Consider the following 17,177-nt stretch of genomic DNA (forward strand, 5'->3'; position numbering starts at 1 on the left):
AACCGAACAGCGCTACTCAACGAAGAGAGAGCACCATGACCAAGACTGCAGAAAAAACTGCCCCAAGCACTGACCTGGACGACCGTTCCCGGCGGCCCAAGCGCCGCCGTCGTATGCTGCTGGTGACGGCAGCCGCCATCACTGTCCTGGGCCTGCTCGCCCTCCTGTTTGGCGGTGTCCTGGGCGATCCAACGGCTGCCTCGGAATCGGAGCCGACCATGACCGTCACGCAGATCATCCCGCTCGTCATACTGGTTGTGATGTTCGTGGTTGCCACAAAGTGGCCCTTGAACATCGGCGTGATGGGGCTGGTTGCTTCCTTTGGCGTGGGCTACTTCGTCCTCGGAATGAGCGACAAGCAGATTCTGGAAGACTTCCCGGCGAGCATCGTCCTGACGATCATCGGCGTCACCTACTTCTTCAGCATGGCCCAACGGAACGGGTCGATCGACATCATTGTGCAGAGCTGTGTCCGAATGGTCAGGGGCAAAACCATGCTCCTTCCGTGGGTCTTTTTCCTCATGGCTGCCGCCCTGACCGCACTTGGTACCTTCAGCCCGGCCGCCGTCGCTCTTCTGGCGCCTGCCGCCCTTGGACTTGCCTACGAGTCGCGCATCCACCCCGTCCTCATGGGTGCGTTCGTCATCAACGGCGCACACGCCGGCGGCTTCTCCCCGCTCTCCGTGGCCGGGGTGCTGGTCCACGACATCGCCCACAAGAACGAATTCCCCATTGACCAAGGGGCATTGTTCCTGGCCAGCTTCGCGCTCAACCTCATCCTGTCGGCGCTGACCATTGTGGTGTTCGCCCTAATGGGCAAGCTGCGCGACAAGCACGCCAACGAATATGCCGGCCTGGACACACCACGCATCGGACGTCCCAACGGACAGCAAATGCTTACGTTGGCATTGATCGTCGCAATCCTCGTGTGCACACTGGGCTTCCACATGCCCATCGGGTTCGTGGCTCTCTCCGCCGGGCTCATCCTGGCTTTCGTCAACATCAAGGAGCACAAGACCTTCATCGGCGGTATTTCCTGGTCCACGGTTCTGCTTGTGGCCGGAATGATCACCTACGTCTCCCTGCTCCAGCACGTCGGTGTCATTGACACCCTCGCCGAACAGGCCCTGGCACTCGGCGCACCGCTGCTGATCGCCCTCGTCCTCTGCTACGTCATCGGCGTTGGCTCCGCCTTCGCATCCTCCACCGCCCTGCTGACCGCGTTCATACCCCTGGCCGGTCCGCTGCTGGCAACCAGCTCGCTGAGCGCCTCGGGAACTGTCGCCGCCTTGTCTGTCGCCGCCACCGTGGTGGACGTTTCGCCGTTCTCGACGGACGGAGCGCTCGTGGTCGCCAACGCCCGCGACGCCGACCGGCAGCGTGTCTACCGGCAGCTCATGGCTTACGCAGGCGGCGTTGTCCTCGTCGCCCCGGCGCTGGCCTGGGCCTTGCTCGTGCCGACCGGGATTATGTAGCGGGCACTAATTTAGCCGGCACAGACCGCCGGACCCATGTCCGGTCAGCGCATGGGAACCTGCCCTCCGGCGCAACAGGAGACCCGAAAGACGGGCGCAGGAACACCCATACGCACCGAAGGCAGGGCGGCGATTCAGCCGCCCTGCCTTCGGCCTGTCCATGACTAGCCCGCCACCCCGGCCGGCACTCCGGCCGCTCCACCCGCTACAAGCGGATGCTCCTCGTTGTGGGCCCGGTAGCTGCGCTGGATGGAAATCTGGTCGGCAACGTACTTGGCGTCGTGCCATACGCCCCAGATGAAGCTCGAGCCGCGGCGGGACTGCCAGGGCAGGCCCAGGAAGTAGATTCCGGGCTCGGAGGAAACGCCGCGCTGCTGCCGCGGCTTGCCCTTTTCGTCGAACGCGTCCACCTGCAGCCAGCCGTAGTCGACGGCGAAGCCGGTGGCCCAGACGATCGAGCGGATGCCGGCGCCTGCGAGGTCGAGTTCGCGAATGGGGTCAGTGAGACTCTCCGGGTCCGGACGCCTCAGACGGGCTTCCGGCTCCTCAGGGAGATCCAGGCCGTTCCGCTCGACGTATGCGTCGGCCTCATCGAGCAGCCCCAGGTAGTGGGCGTCTCCCCTGGCGAGGTTGTCCCGCAGGTCCCCGGCGAAGTTCATGGTTCCGTTTTCGAACGCAACAGTGCGGCCTACAAGGGTAATGCCCTCCTCGGCGAGCGCCCGGAAGTCAACGGTGTGGCCGCCGTCGGCCCCGCTCACCGCGATGGTGACATGCTCCGCGCCCTGCGGAGGCGTGGAGGCGTCCCACATTCCGAGGACGCCGAGCCACCAGCAGAAGTCGCGTCCGCGGTAGCTCCGCGGCGGCCGGTCGTGCGGTCCCACCGAGAGGTGGACCTGGCGGCCCGAACGCTGGATCTCCGCGGCGATCTGCACGCCGGAGGAACCGGCCCCCACAACCAGGACGCCGCCGTCGGGCAGTTGCTCAGGGTTGCGGTACGAGCTCGAGTGGATCTGGACGAGCCCTGGGGATTGGGGCACGACGGCGGGGATCACCGGTTTCTGGAACGGTCCCGTAGCGGCCACGACGTAACGGGCCTCGAAATTCCCGTCGCTCGTCTCCACGTGGAAGCCGGGCGCGCCGGCCTTCCGGCGCACCGAGGTCACTTCGACGCCGCAGCGGACCGGCGCGGCGATCTTCTCCGCGTACGCCTCGAAGTAGTCCGCAACCTGGTCCTTCGAAGCGAAGGCGCCCGGCTCGATCCCGCTGAATTCCAGCCCGGGAAAGCGGTCGTGCCAGGCCGGCCCGTTCGCAACCAGGGAATCCCAGCGCATGGAGCGCCAGCGCTCGGCGATGCGGTCCCGTTCAAGGACGAGGTGCGCGATTCCACGCTCGCCCAGATGCTCGCTCATTGCGATCCCGGCTTGACCTGCGCCGACAACGAGGACTTCAACCTCTTGGCTAGCCATGTCATTACTCCTATGTGACTTGAGGCGCACGACATCAAAGATCGCGCCCTGTGTGACGGTTTACCCATCATCACGCGGCCACCTGCATCTGCATAGCGAATAAAACCGGTCAATGGGATCGGAAATACTGATGCACTTGCTAGCTCTGCCCGGGAAGTCGCACAGGCACGGCAGACCCCATGCGCCACTCCCGCTACTCTTGTGCCTATGCAGAACGGTGACTGGGAAGACCGCGTCGCGGCGCTCTGGGATTCGTTGGACGAGCACGGGCGCGACGACTTCCATACCGCGATGAAAAAGCTCTGCGCGGAACTACCCGAGGGCACGGCCGAAGCCGACTTCGAACTGGCGGCAGCCTACGACTCCACAGGCTATCCGGAACGCGCCGTCCCCTTGTACGGCAAGGCACTGGAAACGGGGCTGGAAGGTGAGCGCCGTCGTCGGGCGGTCATCCAGCTGGCGAGCTCACTGCGGAACCTGGGCCGCCCGGACATCAGCGTGACGATGCTGACGGACGAGCGCGCCCGCGGACACGACCGGCTTTCCGACGCCGTGGATGCCGTCCTGGCCCTGGCCCTCGCCGACACCGGGCGGGAACGCGAAGGCCTCTCGCTCGCGCTCACGGCGCTGGCGCCCCACCTTCCGCGGTACCAGCGCTCCATGAAAAACTACGCGCGCGCCCTGCTGGAGAAACCGGAGGGCACGGACGAAGGGTAGCGCCGGGTCATTTTCCCGGGCGCCGCGGGGTGTGGCGGACCGTCTTGGGAGGATGATGGATGACGCCGCGCATCAAGACGACGGCCAGCGCCGTGATCCATGCCGGCGGCATGAGGAACACGAGAACCCCACCCGCACCGCTGGCGAATCCGCCGGCGTTGACATAGCCCGTCAGCCCGATCCACCAGCAGAGCAGCGCCACGAACGCGCAGGTTCCCGCAAGTGACCCCCGCAGCTGATCGCGCCCGATCAGGACCCAATGGTCATCATTCCGCTCGGCCATGCCAACCACCTCGCCATCGGCCCGCAAGTTCCAAGGCCTGATGACTTCAGTGCAGCACAGTTCAGGGCGATTTACGAGGGGTGGCGCCCGGCCGGGGCGCCACCCCTCCGCTCAGGCGAACCTGGCGAGTGGGTTCTTCAGCCGGCCGGCCATCTGCAGCCCGCCCGACGGGTCGCTGAGATCCAGCATCTGCTGGTTGTTGCGCAGCTGCAGGCGATTCAGGCAGGACAGCTCGAAGTCCGGCGCAAAGAGATCGTGCATGGCGAACTGATCCGCCAGTTCCGGGTGCCGCTTCTGGTAGGAACGCACGACGTCGGCCGTCACCTTCCAGAACTCGTCCTCGGCGAGCGTTCCGTCCTCCGCGAGGATTGCGGCCAGGAAGCGGAAAATGCAGTCGAAGACGTCCGTGAAGATGGCGAGCACCATCTCCTCGGCAGGGATGTCGGCCTTGATGCGGGAGACTTCTTCCGGCAGCTCAAGCCGCTCCCCCATCACCACGATTTCCTCGGCGATGTCCTTCATGATGGCGCGGACCGGCACGCCGTCCTCGAGCACCAGGATGACGTTCTCGCCGTGGGGCATGAAGGCCAGCTCGTACTCGAAGAGGCAGTGGATCAGCGGAACCAGGTAGGCCTCGAGGTAGCGGCGGAGCCACTCGGCGGGCTCCAGCCCGGAGCGCTTGATGAGCGCCGAAGCCATGGACCCCCCGTCGGGGTCCACGTGCAGGAGCGACGCCATGGTGGTCAGCTGCTGCCCTTGGTCCAGCAGGGGCAGCGGACTTTCCCTCCACAGGGCCGAGAGCATCTTGCGGTACGCCGAACCCTTGGCCGAAGCGGCCTCGTAGTAGTGGTTGTGATAGCCGATCGCCGCGGACTCGCGGATGACCGCCAGGCCCCGTTCCTGTAGTTCGGCATCCCGGGAAATGAGCCCGTGCAGCCAGTCGTTGATGGCCGGGGTGGCCTTCATGTACTGCGGGGACAGCCCCCGCATGAAGCCCATGTTCAGCACGGACATGGCCGTCTTGACGTAGCACTTATTTGGCGCGGACGTGTTAAAAAAGGTGCGGATGGACTGCTGGGCCTGGTAGGTGTCCTCGCCGGTGCCCAGGTGGACGATGTGCCGCTGGGCGATCTCCGCGGCGAACGTCACGGTGAGCTTGTTCTCCCACTGCCAGGGGTGCACCGGCATGAGCAGGTAGTCCTGCGGGTCCAGGCCCCGGGCGGAGAGGTCCGCGTCGAAGCAGGCCAGCGTGTCCGCGCCGAGTTCGGCCTCGAAGTGGTGGCGGTAGCCCAGGCCTGCGCTGGAGGTGAACACTGCCTTGCTGCGGTGCACGGCGATCCACTGCAGTTGCACCTCCGCACCGCTTTCCGGGGCGAACGCGTGGTAGTCGGTGATCCCGAAGCCCAGGCGGCCGTTGTTGGCCACGAAGCACGGGTGCCCTTCGCTCATGGTGCGTTCGATCGCCTGGAAATCGGCCGCGACGTCCGCCCCGCCAGTGATGCCGGCGGCGAGTTCGGCCGAGCGCAGCGGGTTGCCCTGCTTGTAGGCGTGACCGGCCAGGGTGCTGCTGATTTCCTCGAGGTAGACCGGCAGCTGCTCCTCACGGATCGCAAGGGTGTCGCGGAATTCGGCGATGAAGTCCAGGGCATCGAGCGGGAGTTCGCGGTGCCCGCCTTCCTCGAACAGGGTCCGGGTGATCGATCCGGACGCGATGCTCCAGTGCTCGAGTTCCAGCACGCTGGCCCGGAAGCGGTACTCCACCGCGGCGTCGTCGCTCACCACGCGGTACAGCCCGACGCCGGCGCCCTCGCCACTGGCGGGCTCCAGCAGTTCCGGCACCAGGATGCGTTCGTGCGAGAACTCGGCGAGGGCCTTGCGCACCAGGTGCCGGTTGGCGGCCGCCCAGGTTTCGGGGTTGAGGTGCTCCACCGAGGCGGCGGACTGGGCGGATGCTTCGAGAATGGCGGTCATCGGCTCTCTCCTGCGGGGTCGGTTGCGCTGGCAAGCACGGGGGTCAGGGTGGCGAGGAAATCGGCCCGCGTGCAGAAGCTCAGGAGGGCTTCCTTGTGGGTTTCCATGGATTCGACGGCGGGAAGGGTCACCACCCGTTCGGGCCGGAAGCCCACGCGCTCGTTCAGGACGTGGATCTTGTGGTTCCGGGCATCGGGCTCGACGACGACCCGTTCGGTCTGCGGGTCCTCGAAGAGGTGCGTCATCACGGACTGCATGACGGCGGTGGTGAACCCGGGCTGCGGCTCGCCTGACGGCGGGGCCACGAGCAAATGCATGCCAGTGTCGCCGGGCTGCACCTCGTAGACGTCCGCCAGCGGCGACTCGCCCGGCTGGTACTGCTCCATCAGGAAGGCGGGTTCGCCGCCGTCGAGCCCCAGGAACGCCTGGTGGTGACCGCTCGAGGCGATCCGCGAGTATTCCTCCACAACGTCGTCGACGCTGGCGGACAGCATGCCCCAGAAGCGGGCGTACGGTCGGCTCACCCAGCTGTGGAGGAGTGGTGCGTCGGCCACCGGATCCACGGGGCGGAAGGTGAAGCTCATGCCTTCACCGCCACCGGTGCTTCCGGGGTGACCGGGGCGTCGGCCGCAACAGGTGCGCCGAACTGCTGGAAGGCGATGGAGCGCTCGATCGGGTAGACCTCGCGGCCGGTGATTTCGCGCAGGATCCAGGAGTTGCGGTAGGCGGCCATGCCAAGGTCCGGGGTGACGAAGCCGTGGGTGTGCAGCTCGGCGTTCTGGACGAAGATTTCGCCGGGTTCGACGCCGGTGCTGTAGTTCCGGGAGACGTCGAACCGTCCGCGGTAGTCGCGGCGGATGCGGTCCGCAATGCCGGCCAGGAAGCCTGGTTCCTGGTACTTGTAGCCGGTGGCGAAGACGACGGCCTCGGACTCGAGGGTGAAGTCGCGGCCGTGCTCCTCGTGGCGCAGTTCCAGGGTGTGGGCGCCCTGGGCGGCGTCCCAGGCGGCGGCGTTGAGCGAGGAGTGCGTGAAGAGCTGGGTGTCCACGATTCCGGAGAGGCTCTTGGTGTAGAGGAGATCGTAGATGTCGTCGATCAGGTCCGAGTTGATGCCCTTGTAGAGGTTCTTCTGGCTGTCGATCAGCGAGTCCCGCTGCTCCGCCGGGAGGGAGTGGAAATAGTCCACATACTCCGGGGAGGTCATTTCGAGGGTCAGCTTGGTGTATTCCAGCGGGAAGAAGCGGCCCGAACGGGTCACCCAGTTCAGCTGGTAGCCGTGGACGTCGATTTCGCTGAGCAGCTCGTAGTAGAGTTCCGCGGCGCTCTGGCCGCTTCCCACGATGGTGATGCTGCGCTTGGACTGCAGCTCACTCTTCCTCGACAGGTATTCGGCGTTGTGGAGGACAAGTCCGCCGGCGTTCTCGCCGGCCACTATCCCTGCACAGGCGGCCGGGATGTAAGGGCTGGTGCCGGTGCCGAGTACGAGCCGCCGCGCCCGCAGCACCTCGGCGCCGTCCGGGCCCTGCACGGAAAGGGTGTACACGCCGTCGTCGTAGCTTACGTCCAGCACATCCGTGCTAAAACGCACGGATTCCAGCTGGCCGGCCACCCACTGGCAGTACTGGTTGAATTCGGCGCGCAGCGGGTAGAAGTTTTCCCGGATGTAGAAGCGGTACAACCGCCCGGTCTGCTTGAGGAAGTTCAGGAAAGAGTACTTGGACGTCGGGTCGGCCAGGGTGACCAGGTCCGCCATGAACGGAACCTGCAGGTGCGCCGGTTCCAGCATCATGCCGGGGTGCCAGTCGAAGGATTCGCGGCGCTCCAGGAAGACTGCGTCCAGGCCGTCGATGGGCTCGCTCAGCGCGGCCAGGCCTAGGTTGAAGGGGCCGAGTCCGATGCCGGCGAGGTCGTAGATGCGGCCGGATTCCCGGACTTCTCCGTGGGCTGCGGTGTCCGTGGTGCTCATGCTGCGTTTTCCTTGTTGTTGGTGCTGGCGCTGGTGGTGCTGGCGAGCAGGCCGGCGCCGGTGCGGCGCAGCAGCTCGATGATTTCGCGGATGTCGTTCCGACTCGCCTCGGCGTTGAGGAGCGTGAACTTCAAATAGTGGTGGCCGTCCACCTTGGTGCCGGCCACCACGGCCTCGCCGGAGGCGAACACGGCGGCACGGATGGCGGGGTTGAGCCGGTCGGAAGCGGCCTCATCGAGCCGGAGGCCGTCCACAACCGGCCGGTAGCGGAAGACGAGGGTGCTCAGCTGGGGTTCGGCGGCGAGCTCGAAGTCCGGGTCTTCGGCCAGGAGCGTGCCGACGCGGCCGGCGAGGTCGATGGCCTCATCGAAGAGGGCGCCGATGGCTTCGGCCCCCATGGTGCGCAGAGTGAGCCACAGCTTGAGGGCATCGAAGCGGCGGGTGGTCTGGATGCTCTTGTCCACCTGGTTGGGGACCTGGGCCTTGGCGGCGCTTTCCGGGTTGAGGTAGTCCGCGTAGTACGTGACGTGGCGCAGCATGGCACCATTGCGGACCAGCACGGCGCTGGAACTCACGGGCTGGAAGTAGGTCTTGTGGTAGTCCACGGTGATGGAGTCGGCAAGGTGGGCGCCGTCGATCAGGTGGCGGTAGCGGTTGGAGACGAGCAGGCCTCCGCCGTAGGCGGCGTCGACATGCAGCCACGAGTCGTAGGCGCGGGCCAGGGCGGCGAGCTCGGCGAGCGGGTCGACCGAACCGAAGTCGGTGGTCCCGGCGGTGGCGACGACCGCCATCGGCACCAGGCCGGCGTCGTGCGTTTCCGCCAAAGCCGCGGCGAGGGCGGCCGGATCCATGCGGTGGTCCGCGGCGGTGGGGATGGCGGTGACGGCGTCGAAACCGAGGCCCAGCATGGAGGCGGACTTCTGGATGCTGAAGTGGCTGTCCTGGGAGGTGAAGATGCGCAGGCGGTCCAGCAGGTGCGGCAGGCGGGCTTCACTGCCCTCGGGGCCGGCGGCGCGGAGCTTGGCTACGGCGTGGTTGCGCGCGATGAGGAGGGCCTGGAAGTTGGACTGGCTGCCGCCGGAGGTGAACACGCCGTCCGCCTCCGGGCCGAAGCCGATGCGCTCGGCGGTCCAGTCGATGAGGCGCCGTTCGATCATGGTGGCGCCGGCGCTCTGGTCCCAGGTGTCCATGGAGGAGTTGACCGCGGAGAGCACGGCTTCGCCCACGAGTGCCGGGATCACCACCGGGCAGTTCAGGTGCGCGGCGTAGCGGGAGTCGTGGAAGTAGATGGCGTCCCTCAGGTAGAGCTCATCCAACTCTTCGAGGGCGGCGGCGGTGTCCGGGAGCGGGCGGCTGAGGTCGACGGCGTCCACTTTCGCCTTGAGCCCGGCATGCCCGACGCCGGTGAACGGCCGGGCAGTCCGCTGGACCTTCGTGGCGACGGCATTGACGCCCTGGAGGACCTGGGCCACGTAGCTGGGCGAATTGCGCGCATTGAAAAGCTGGTTGGTGGCCGCGAGGGCCAGTTCCACATTGGAACCAAAGTCCTCTTCCGAGGTGATACCGGCTTCGGCGCCGGGTTCAACCACACCGGGCTCAACGTCAACCGGTGCAACCTCACTGGGCCGGATTTCCATGCTGGGCGACGTCACGTCGGCCTCCTTCCGCTCGTTCGAACAAATGCCCAACAACACTTCCCGCGTTGTTAGGCAAGGCAAGCCTTACTTAGTCTTACCTTTTCGTCAAACTTTTGTGCCCTAATTCACGAGGTGTGACGGGGCGGGCCGCGTTGACTGGATTGGACGAACCGGCGTGCTGTAATTTGCCCGGCCGCATTTGCGCGGGTGGCGCACGGACGAGGTGGCAGCGCGTGGGCGGGGCTTCCGGGCGAGGGCGGCCATCGGCGGACATTCCGCTGGATCACTCGCGCGGGCCTGATTTCGTTGGCCCGGAGCACGCGGCTTCATAGTCTGTTGGAGCGGGGTGATCCAGCAAAAATGTACCAGCCTGGGTCGAGGCCCGTACGGCGTTGCAGCGTGTAGAGTCCACAGCAAATGCGTCCGGCGGGGGCCCGGCGCGGCACGGCATCCAAGGGGGAACGATGCACGAGACGAACAGCGCCAGTGCAAGCTTCAGGGAGATCGACGAAGGCGGAAATGCGCTTCCGCACGACCCGGCGAGCGCACCGGAGGGCACCAGGAGATTCCGCGTGAACCCGTTTATCCTGGCGCTGTGGGTTCTCAACGGCGCCCTCATGGTGGCTATGGGCTGGGTTTACAGTGAGACTATCGGGCCCGCGTACTATGGTGCCGTGCCAGAGTCCAGCGCCGGCCCGCTGCTCTACATACTCATGAACTCCGTCCCGCAAGTTCTGCTGCTCACTGCCTTGACCAGCGTCGCGCTGCTGTTCTGGCACGCGTGGCACTGGCAGAGGCGGCGGGCAAACCAGCCCGGGCGGCCCTACTCGTTGCCGGGCTCACCGACGGGCGGTTCGGCCGGCCAGTCGACGTCAAGTTCGTAGCCTTCGTGCTTGCGCAGGTAGGCGGCAATGTACGGGCAGTGCGGAATGATGCGCTTTCCGGAGGCCACCACATCGTCCAGGGCGAAGCGTGCCAGGACCCGTGCCAGGCCGCGGCCCTTGAACTTTTCCCGGGTCTCCGTGTGCATGAAATCGATGTGACCGGGACGGTCCATGAACTGCGAGATCACCGCAATCTCACCGTTCACGAGGAGTTCGTAACGGTGGAATTTGTCGTTCCGGACGGTGGTGACGTCACCGTGGAAGGACTCTGCCAGGGAATCCGTGAACTCGGTCATGACTCGACATTGGCACGTAATCCGGGCTCTGGCAATGGCATCGGACGCCCCGCGCCGGGCTTCGCCGGGGGACCAACCGCCGGCGTCTGCGCCGGTTCGACCACGCGCCCCAGCAGCAACACGGCCAGCATGAAGCATGCCGCTCCCCCGCCCAGGAGGGCGACGGACAGTCCGTTCAGCGCTGCGTCCAGCATGGGAATGAACACCACGACGCCGGCCGTCACCACGGCAGCGGGCGCGCGGCCCCGCGCGTGGACAGCCGCCGTGGGGCGTTCCTCAAGCCTGCCGCACAGCAGCAGGACGGGCACCAACAGCAGGACGACGGCGAGCAGCACCAGCGGCCGGGCCCACCACCACGCGGCCGTGCCCGCGGCCGGTTTGGGGAAGTCGCTGAGCAGCAGCAGGCCGGTCATCGCCACGAGAAGCGGCAGGTGCCAAAGATAGATGGTCATCGAGCGGCGGCCGGCCGCCGCAACCATCCACATCACCCAGCGGACGCGGGCCAGCCAGGCGACCCCCGGCCGGAGCAGCTGCAGGGTGGCTGCCTGCGACAGGCCCAGCAGCAGCATGCACAGGTTGGGCGGGTTCAGGTTCACGATCATGTTCCCCGAGTACACCCCGGCACCTGTGATGAGCCCGAGGAGCAGGTTGCTGCCGGCCACCAGCCCCACCAGCCATCCGCTGCTGCGCCCGGCGAGGAAACCGTCGGCGATAAAGAAGCCGAACTGCTGCACCGCGCACCAGACAAACACCATGTTGAGCGAGGCGATGAGGGGAAACGCCCCGCGCAGGCTGTCCACTGCGATCACCGCGGCCACCAGTGCGGAGACCGTCAGCCACGGCGCATGCCCGTGCAGCCGGGCCAGCAGCGGCACGCTCAGCTGCGCGGCGAGGTAGGCCGCGAGGAACCACAACGGCATTCCCGCACCGGTCGCCATCAATTGGACGACTTGCGGGTGGACGCCGAGCAGTTGCGCGGCGAACAGCCCCGGGAACATCACGGCAAGCAGGGCGGTGGCGGGCCTGATGAGGCGCAGCAGCCGCAGCTGGGCGTAGTCCACGCCGGTTCCGCCGCGGGCCTGCAGCCGCCGCCAGGATTCAAGCCCGGTGATCCCGCCCAGTACGAAGAACAGCGGCATGACCTGCAGGCACCAGAGCACCGGCTCGAACCAGCGCTGCTCCATGAGGGTGTTTTCCGTGGTCACGGTGCCGTCGGCGTGGAGCACCGGGCTGACCATCATGCAGTGCGAGAGGACCACCAGGGTGAGGCAAAAGAAGCGGGCGATATCGATGACCGGATCGCGCCGCGCTCCGGTGGCGGCCTGCCCGGCAACTGCCTTGGCCGGGTCCGTGGACCCGCCGTGCCTCAAGAATCCCATCGCGCCCCCTGCGGCTGATGCTCCCTGTTGGCTCCATTGTCCGCCGAGTTGGCAGATTAGGGCAGGGGGCTTGGCGGGACGGGCACCTGCGCGGCGAATCGGATTCCGTGGCGCGGGCAGGCAGCAACATCAAACGGACAACGCCACCTTGCCGGACACGTGCCCGTCTTCCAGGTATCGGAGCGCGTCCTCGGCCTCGGCCAGGGTGAAGCTCCTGTCGAGGGCCGGGGTTACTTCGCCGGCTTCGATAAGCCGGGAAACTTCCTGAAGGTCGGCAGTACCGACCAGGCCGAACAGCATGGTCAGCCGCTGGCCGATGAAGGGCGACAGCGCAACGGCGCCAAGCTGGCGGTGCAGTCCCCCGCCCAGCTTCCCGCCACCCTCACCGCCGATAATGACCGCCGTTCCGGTGGCTGTAAGGGCACGACGCAGGCGCGGAATCGGGGGGTTGCCCGCGATGTCGAGGAGGAGATCGAAGGGGCCGGCGTCTACGAAGTCTTCACGGGTGTAGTCGATGACCTGGTCGGCGCCAAGGCCGCGGACAAAGCCGACCTTTCCAGTGCTGCAGGCACCGGCGACGTGCGCGCCGTAGGCTTTCGCCAGCTGGACCGCGTAGCTTCCCACACCGCCGGATGCGCCGGTCACCAGCACTTTCTGTCCCGGCTGGATCTTTCCGGCGCGCAGGCCCTGGAAAGCGGTGACGGCGGAGACCGGCACGGCCGCGGCCTGCTCGAACGAAAGATTCCGGGGCTTTGCGGCCAGTTTGGTCTCCGGCGCAACGGCGTATTCGGCGAAGGAACCCCGGCCGCTGCCGTAGACCGCGTCGCCAACAGCGAACTGTGTGACCTCGGGCCCCACGGCCTCCACGATGCCGGCAAGGTCCATGCCCAAAGCCGGGTCTTTCGGCTTCCGGAGGCCAAATGCGAGGCGCGCAATGTACGGCCGGCCGGTCATTATGTGCCAGGCCCCGCGGTCGACGCCGGCCGCCCGGACCCGGACCAGCACATCCTTGCCTTTGACGGCCGGGCGGGCCACCCGCTCCAAATGCAGCACCTCCGGCCCGCCGTAGGTTTCCCGGAAGATAGCCCGCATGTCCGTTGTTTCGGTGCCCTGACGATGAGAGCGCTCTTGGGTTTTCACGGCAGTCCCTCCTATGAGCCAACAGCTTTCGTACACTGTACGAAAAAGCTACCGTACACTGTACGAAAGCGTAAGGGCGGAGAGGATCGGCAATGACAGGTGCAAGCGAAGGCGCAGCGGGCCGGCCTGAGCTCAGCCGCGGGAAGGTTCTGCAGAAGGCCCTCGAGCTAGCCGATGCCCGGGGCATCGCCGCCCTGTCGATACGGTCGCTCGCCCAGAGCATCGGCACCAAGCCGATGTCCCTCTACTACTACGTGGCCAACAAAGAGGAAATCCTGGATGGCTTAGTGGACCTCGTCTTTGCCGAGATCAGCACACCGCAGGCCGGCCGCGAGTGGAAGGAACAGATGCGCCGCCGCGCCCACTCGGCCCGGGAAGTGCTACGGCGCCATCCGTGGGCGATCGGACTGCTGGAGTCCCGCAAGGTTCCCGGCCCGGAGACCCTGAAGCACCACGAGGCAACCTTGGCCACATTGCGCGCGGGAGGCTTCACCGTGGAACAGACAGCCCGCGCCTACTCCCTGCTGGACAGTTACATCTACGGGTTCGCCCTCCAAGAGGCCGGGCTCCCTGTCTCAGGCGGCGAGCCGATGGCCCAGGTGGCAGCCCCCATCATGGAACGGTTTGCGACCGGGGAATACCCCTACCTGGTTGAGATCGCAACGCAGGTTGTCATGCAGCCCGACTACGACTACGGCAACGAATTCGGCTACGGGCTGGAGCTGATCCTCGAAGCGTTGAAACCTGCATCAGCCGGCTAGCCCCGCAGCTGCCAAAGGCCATCACCCCAGCGTGACCGCCAGGATGCCGAGCACGACGGCGAGCAGCGGCGTGGTGCCCTGCAGCACCGCAGGGCGGAGGTACTTCCGCCCGCTGGCCGCCAGGACAAGCGAGGCCAGCAGCATGGAGCCGCACGACGCGAAGACCAGGGTCCAGCCGATCTCAGGACGCCCGAAAACCACGAAGCTGATGCCGGCGAGCGCGCCCACGGCGAGGAACAGGTTGTAGAAGCCCTGGTTGAAGGCCATGGGCTTGGTGGTTTCGGCGTCGGCCTGGGATGCGAGCCCGAAGCGCTTCCAGGTTGCCGGGCGGGTCCACGTGATGGATTCCATCGTGAAGATGTATACGTGCAGGAGGCCGGCGAGCAGCGCGAATACCAGGGAAGCTACGGTCATGGACCGATCCTAGCCGCGCCGCCCGCCGTCAGGCCGCACGCCGCCCGCCAAAGCCGCGCCGCCCGCCGTCACAGCGCCGCTCCAACACAGCTCAGCCCAGCAGCCGCTCGCGTTCCGGCGGATCCACGGCGGCAGCCGCCGCTGCCATCGCCAGGCCGAACGCGGCGTCGAGCACCGCCCGGTCCGCCGAAGCGGTGGCGCCGTGTGCCGCAAACTCGGCGGTGTGATGCACCGCGCCGCCCACCTCGTAACCCACCAGCGGATGGATGCTCGGAACAAGCAGCGAAACGTTGCCCATGTCCGTGGACGCCACCGGCGCCGGATCGAAGGCAACGTCGCGGCCGCGGAGCACCATGGCTTTCCGGTAGGCCTCGGACAGGTAGCGGTCCTGCCGCAGTTCGGCGTAGGGGTGCCCGGACGGCGTCACGGTCAGCGACGCGCGGCTGGCCAGCGCCCCTCCGTCCAGGCAGCGGCGGACCCGGTCCTCGATGACCTGCAGCGTCGCGATGTCCGGCGCCCGCAGTTCCACGCTGGCACCGGCCCGTTCCGGAATCACGTTGACCGCGCTTCCGCCCTCGGTGACGATCACCGACACGATCGCTCCGGCAGGCAGCTGCTGCCTGGCCAGGGCCAGCGCGGTCTGCGCCACCACCAGGGCGTCCAGGGCGTTGATGCCCCCTTCCGGGGCGGCGGCCGCGTGCGCGGGCCGGCCCTCATACAGAACCTCCCAGTTGCACATCGCCAGCGAGGTCCCGCCCACCACGTCGGCCGCGGCGGCATGGGCCATCATGGCCAGGGAGACGTCGTCGAAGAAGCCTTCCTCGATCATCGCCACCTTGCCGCCATAACTTTCCTCCGCCGGGGTGCCCAGGACCTTGACGGTGATGCCGAGTTCGTCCGCGACGGCGGCCAGCGCCAAGGCGGCCCCCACGGCACTGGCGGCGTTGACGTTGTGCCCGCAGGCGTGGCCGATGTCCGGCAGGGCGTCGTACTCGACGCAGAGCCCCACCACCAGGCTCCCGCCGCCGTACCGCGCGCTGAACGCGGTGGGAAGCGAGGGCTGGACGGCGTCGAAGGCGAATCCCGCGGCGCCGAGCAGGGCACGGACGCGCTTGGCCGCCCGGTACTCCTCCCCGCTGAGCTCCGGGTCCGCGTGGATTGCGTGGCTCAGGCCGAGGATGTCGGCCTCCCAGCGGTCGAGGGCGGATTCCAGCTGCTGCTGCACTGCCGCAGCTGCCGTCACAGCGGCACTCATGCCGGCACCTCCGCCGTCACTCGCTTTGGGTACCGGGCCGAGGCCGCCGAGGCAATCAGCGCGGCCACCGCGAGAGCACCCCAGATCGCGAAGAGCCCGCCCTCGCTGATCCGGCCGCCGTCCGCGGTGCTGGAGGAAATCAACTTCACGACGGCGGCGCCCACCGCGATCCCGACGGACAGCGCCAGTTCATTCAGGCCGGCCGCCGTCGAGGTCTCCTCCAGCGGAACACCCTCGACGGACAGTGCACGGGTGCCCGCCTGGTACATGCCCAGGCTGAGGTTGAACAGGGCGAAGCCGGCGCAGTATCCGGACAGGGAACCGTGGGCCAGGGCCATGATGGCGAAGCCTGCGGCCAGCAGCACGCCGGCGGACACCAGGGTTGCCCGTTCCCCGAAGCTGCGCAGCACCCGTGCGGTCAGCAGCGAGGACACCAGGGACAGCACCGAGCCGAGGGCCAGGATGACCGCGATGTTGAAGGAACTCAGGGCGAAGCCGTAGCCGGCCTTCTCCGGGTTGGCGTGCAGGAAGATGCCGTTGGTGCCGAAGTAGCTGATGGAGGCGAAACCGAAGAAGAACGTGGCGAGCGAGACCGCACGGATCCGCGGCTTGGCGAGCATGCGCAGGTCCATGAAGCGCCTCGCGTTCCCAGCCGCACCGGGCAGCCGGGAGTCGATCCGGGCCCAGACTGCGAGCAGGCCAAGCCCGAGCACTCCGGCAAGCAGGGTGCGGGCATCGAGCCAGCCCCATTCCGGGCCCATGGACAGAGCCACCACGAAGCCGATCAGGCCCAGCGAGCAGGCCATGAGCGGCACCATGGCGAGGCCTTCGCGGGTGGGGGTTCCGGCGTCGGGCAGGACGAAGGAGGCAACAAGCGCGGCGACGGCGAACGGCACGGCGACCCAGAGGCCGACGGTCGGCTGGGACGCGCCGATGATCCCGGCCAGCAGACCGCCGGCACCGAAGGTGATCATGAGGACGCCGATCATTACGCTAACGCCGGTGCGGGTGTGGGCGGGGCTGCTGACGCGCAGGATGCCCATCATCAGCGGGATGAAGCCCACCACACAGGTGAGCAGCACGACGCCGACCGTCACCGTCCAGAGCGAGGGCCAGAACGCCATGGTGAACGCACCCAGCGCCACCACCGCGGTGGACCAGCGCAGCACCAGCCGGTAGCCGTAGCTGTCGCCGAGGCGGGAGATGATGGGGGTGAGGACGGCGAAGCTGACGTTGGAGATCAGGAAGATGCCGTTGATGGCGGGGTCGTCGATGGCGAAGACCGGGCCCAGGGCGGGCAGGATCGGATTCAGGTAGCCCTGGGTGACGCCGCTGAGGGATTCGACCAGGGCCATTGCCAGGATCATGCCGATGATGGTCCTGCGGGTGAGAGCAGCCGCGGCCGGTTGCATGGTCCGGGGCGGCATTGCCTTGCTTGCCATATGCTTCCTTGGGGTTCGGGGCGTTGGGGGCGCCGGGGGTGGCGCGAGTCACAACGTTATGCAGCCCGTCACGCACCGGTGGATTTTCGAT

General features: G+C 67.0%; 15 protein-coding genes. 3 read left to right on the plus strand and 12 right to left on the minus strand.

All coding sequences use genetic code 11. The features are described from left to right. The first annotated feature begins 35 nt into the window (after nt 1-35). Complete coding sequence (locus BLP88_RS06905; RefSeq protein WP_074587980.1) at nt 36-1,475, plus strand: SLC13 family permease; 1,440 nt, start codon at nt 36-38, stop codon at nt 1,473-1,475. A 164-nt stretch (nt 1,476-1,639) separates the two neighbouring features. Here BLP88_RS06905 and BLP88_RS06910 read toward each other — a convergent pair whose 3' ends face one another. Further along, a complete protein-coding gene (locus BLP88_RS06910) occupies nt 1,640-2,941 on the minus strand; it encodes a flavin-containing monooxygenase (RefSeq protein WP_074587981.1) in 1,302 nt (433 codons plus the stop codon). A gap of 207 nt (nt 2,942-3,148) precedes the next feature. On the opposite strand from BLP88_RS06910, the gene BLP88_RS06915 reads away from it, so the two are divergent. Beyond that, entirely contained in the window at nt 3,149-3,658 is a 510-nt protein-coding gene (locus tag BLP88_RS06915; protein ID WP_074587983.1) for a tetratricopeptide repeat protein, read from the plus strand. 7 nt (nt 3,659-3,665) lie between these two features. On the opposite strand, the gene BLP88_RS06920 is transcribed toward BLP88_RS06915, so the two are convergent. The 8 genes from BLP88_RS06920 to BLP88_RS06960 all read right to left on the minus strand — a co-directional run bounded on the left by BLP88_RS06920 (nt 3,666) and on the right by BLP88_RS06960 (nt 13,166). Beyond that, on the minus strand, nt 3,666-3,941 hold the full coding sequence (locus tag BLP88_RS06920) for a hypothetical protein (protein ID WP_074587985.1): 276 nt from the start codon (nt 3,939-3,941) through the stop codon (nt 3,666-3,668). 111 nt (nt 3,942-4,052) lie between these two features. Beyond that, entirely contained in the window at nt 4,053-5,912 is a 1,860-nt protein-coding gene (locus BLP88_RS06925; RefSeq protein ID WP_074587987.1) for an IucA/IucC family protein, read from the minus strand. After that, entirely contained in the window at nt 5,909-6,496 is a 588-nt protein-coding gene (locus tag BLP88_RS06930; protein ID WP_074587989.1) for a GNAT family N-acetyltransferase, read from the minus strand. Before BLP88_RS06930 ends, BLP88_RS06925 begins: the two co-directional genes overlap by 4 nt. Further along, nucleotides 6,493-7,878 (minus strand): lysine N(6)-hydroxylase/L-ornithine N(5)-oxygenase family protein, encoded by a 1,386-nt coding sequence (locus BLP88_RS06935; RefSeq protein WP_074587991.1) that lies wholly within the window; start codon nt 7,876-7,878, stop codon nt 6,493-6,495. The genes BLP88_RS06930 and BLP88_RS06935 overlap by 4 nt, the downstream gene beginning before the upstream one ends. Beyond that, nucleotides 7,875-9,515, minus strand: a complete 1,641-nt coding sequence (locus BLP88_RS06940; protein WP_084110891.1) for a pyridoxal phosphate-dependent decarboxylase family protein — start codon at nt 9,513-9,515, stop codon at nt 7,875-7,877. Before BLP88_RS06940 ends, BLP88_RS06935 begins: the two co-directional genes overlap by 4 nt. An 823-nt stretch (nt 9,516-10,338) precedes the next feature. Further along, complete coding sequence (locus BLP88_RS06950) at nt 10,339-10,695, minus strand: GNAT family N-acetyltransferase (RefSeq protein WP_074587993.1); 357 nt, start codon at nt 10,693-10,695, stop codon at nt 10,339-10,341. After that, the gene (locus tag BLP88_RS06955; protein ID WP_074587994.1) at nt 10,692-12,074 is read right to left on the minus strand and encodes an acyltransferase family protein; all 1,383 of its coding nucleotides are present in this window, start codon (nt 12,072-12,074) and stop codon (nt 10,692-10,694) included. The genes BLP88_RS06950 and BLP88_RS06955 overlap by 4 nt, the downstream gene beginning before the upstream one ends. 129 nt (nt 12,075-12,203) lie before the next feature. Continuing rightward, entirely contained in the window at nt 12,204-13,166 is a 963-nt protein-coding gene (locus BLP88_RS06960; protein ID WP_074587996.1) for an NAD(P)-dependent alcohol dehydrogenase, read from the minus strand. Between the two features lie 140 nt (nt 13,167-13,306). Between BLP88_RS06960 and BLP88_RS06965 the strand changes: the two genes are divergently transcribed. After that, a complete protein-coding gene (locus BLP88_RS06965; RefSeq protein WP_074587997.1) occupies nt 13,307-13,975 on the plus strand; it encodes a TetR/AcrR family transcriptional regulator in 669 nt (222 codons plus the stop codon). A gap of 21 nt (nt 13,976-13,996) precedes the next feature. Here the strand turns inward: BLP88_RS06965 and BLP88_RS06970 are convergent, their stop codons facing one another. The 3 genes from BLP88_RS06970 to BLP88_RS06980 form a co-directional block, all read right to left on the minus strand. Then, nucleotides 13,997-14,389, minus strand: coding sequence for a DUF1304 domain-containing protein (locus BLP88_RS06970; RefSeq protein WP_074587998.1), 393 nt, complete (start codon nt 14,387-14,389; stop codon nt 13,997-13,999). Nucleotides 14,390-14,480: 91 nt separating this feature from the next. Further along, the gene (locus BLP88_RS06975; protein WP_217635139.1) at nt 14,481-15,644 is read right to left on the minus strand and encodes an amidohydrolase; all 1,164 of its coding nucleotides are present in this window, start codon (nt 15,642-15,644) and stop codon (nt 14,481-14,483) included. Continuing rightward, entirely contained in the window at nt 15,641-17,086 is a 1,446-nt protein-coding gene (locus tag BLP88_RS06980; RefSeq protein WP_074588000.1) for an MFS transporter, read from the minus strand. Before BLP88_RS06980 ends, BLP88_RS06975 begins: the two co-directional genes overlap by 4 nt. Between the last annotated feature and the right edge of the window lie 91 nt (nt 17,087-17,177).

The sequence above is a fragment of the Arthrobacter cupressi genome (genome assembly GCF_900099975.1).
GTDB classification, from domain to species: Bacteria; Actinomycetota; Actinomycetes; order Actinomycetales; family Micrococcaceae; genus Arthrobacter; species Arthrobacter cupressi.

Excerpts from the sequence above, each read along its gene's own strand:
- BLP88_RS06905 (WP_074587980.1), top strand. The coding sequence starts at position 36 with ATGACCAAGACTGCAGAAAAAACTGCCCCAAGCACTGACCTGGACGAC.
- BLP88_RS06910 (WP_074587981.1), bottom strand. The coding sequence starts at position 2,941 with ATGGCTAGCCAAGAGGTTGAAGTCCTCGTTGTCGGCGCAGGTCAAGCC.
- BLP88_RS06915 (WP_074587983.1), top strand. The coding sequence starts at position 3,149 with ATGCAGAACGGTGACTGGGAAGACCGCGTCGCGGCGCTCTGGGATTCG.
- BLP88_RS06920 (WP_074587985.1), bottom strand. The coding sequence starts at position 3,941 with ATGGCCGAGCGGAATGATGACCATTGGGTCCTGATCGGGCGCGATCAG.
- BLP88_RS06925 (WP_074587987.1), bottom strand. The coding sequence starts at position 5,912 with ATGACCGCCATTCTCGAAGCATCCGCCCAGTCCGCCGCCTCGGTGGAG.
- BLP88_RS06930 (WP_074587989.1), bottom strand. The coding sequence starts at position 6,496 with ATGAGCTTCACCTTCCGCCCCGTGGATCCGGTGGCCGACGCACCACTC.
- BLP88_RS06935 (WP_074587991.1), bottom strand. The coding sequence starts at position 7,878 with ATGAGCACCACGGACACCGCAGCCCACGGAGAAGTCCGGGAATCCGGC.
- BLP88_RS06940 (WP_084110891.1), bottom strand. The coding sequence starts at position 9,515 with ATGGAAATCCGGCCCAGTGAGGTTGCACCGGTTGACGTTGAGCCCGGT.
- BLP88_RS06950 (WP_074587993.1), bottom strand. The coding sequence starts at position 10,695 with ATGACCGAGTTCACGGATTCCCTGGCAGAGTCCTTCCACGGTGACGTC.
- BLP88_RS06955 (WP_074587994.1), bottom strand. The coding sequence starts at position 12,074 with ATGGGATTCTTGAGGCACGGCGGGTCCACGGACCCGGCCAAGGCAGTT.
- BLP88_RS06960 (WP_074587996.1), bottom strand. The coding sequence starts at position 13,166 with ATGCGGGCTATCTTCCGGGAAACCTACGGCGGGCCGGAGGTGCTGCAT.
- BLP88_RS06965 (WP_074587997.1), top strand. The coding sequence starts at position 13,307 with ATGACAGGTGCAAGCGAAGGCGCAGCGGGCCGGCCTGAGCTCAGCCGC.
- BLP88_RS06970 (WP_074587998.1), bottom strand. The coding sequence starts at position 14,389 with ATGACCGTAGCTTCCCTGGTATTCGCGCTGCTCGCCGGCCTCCTGCAC.
- BLP88_RS06975 (WP_217635139.1), bottom strand. The coding sequence starts at position 15,644 with ATGAGTGCCGCTGTGACGGCAGCTGCGGCAGTGCAGCAGCAGCTGGAA.
- BLP88_RS06980 (WP_074588000.1), bottom strand. The coding sequence starts at position 17,086 with ATGGCAAGCAAGGCAATGCCGCCCCGGACCATGCAACCGGCCGCGGCT.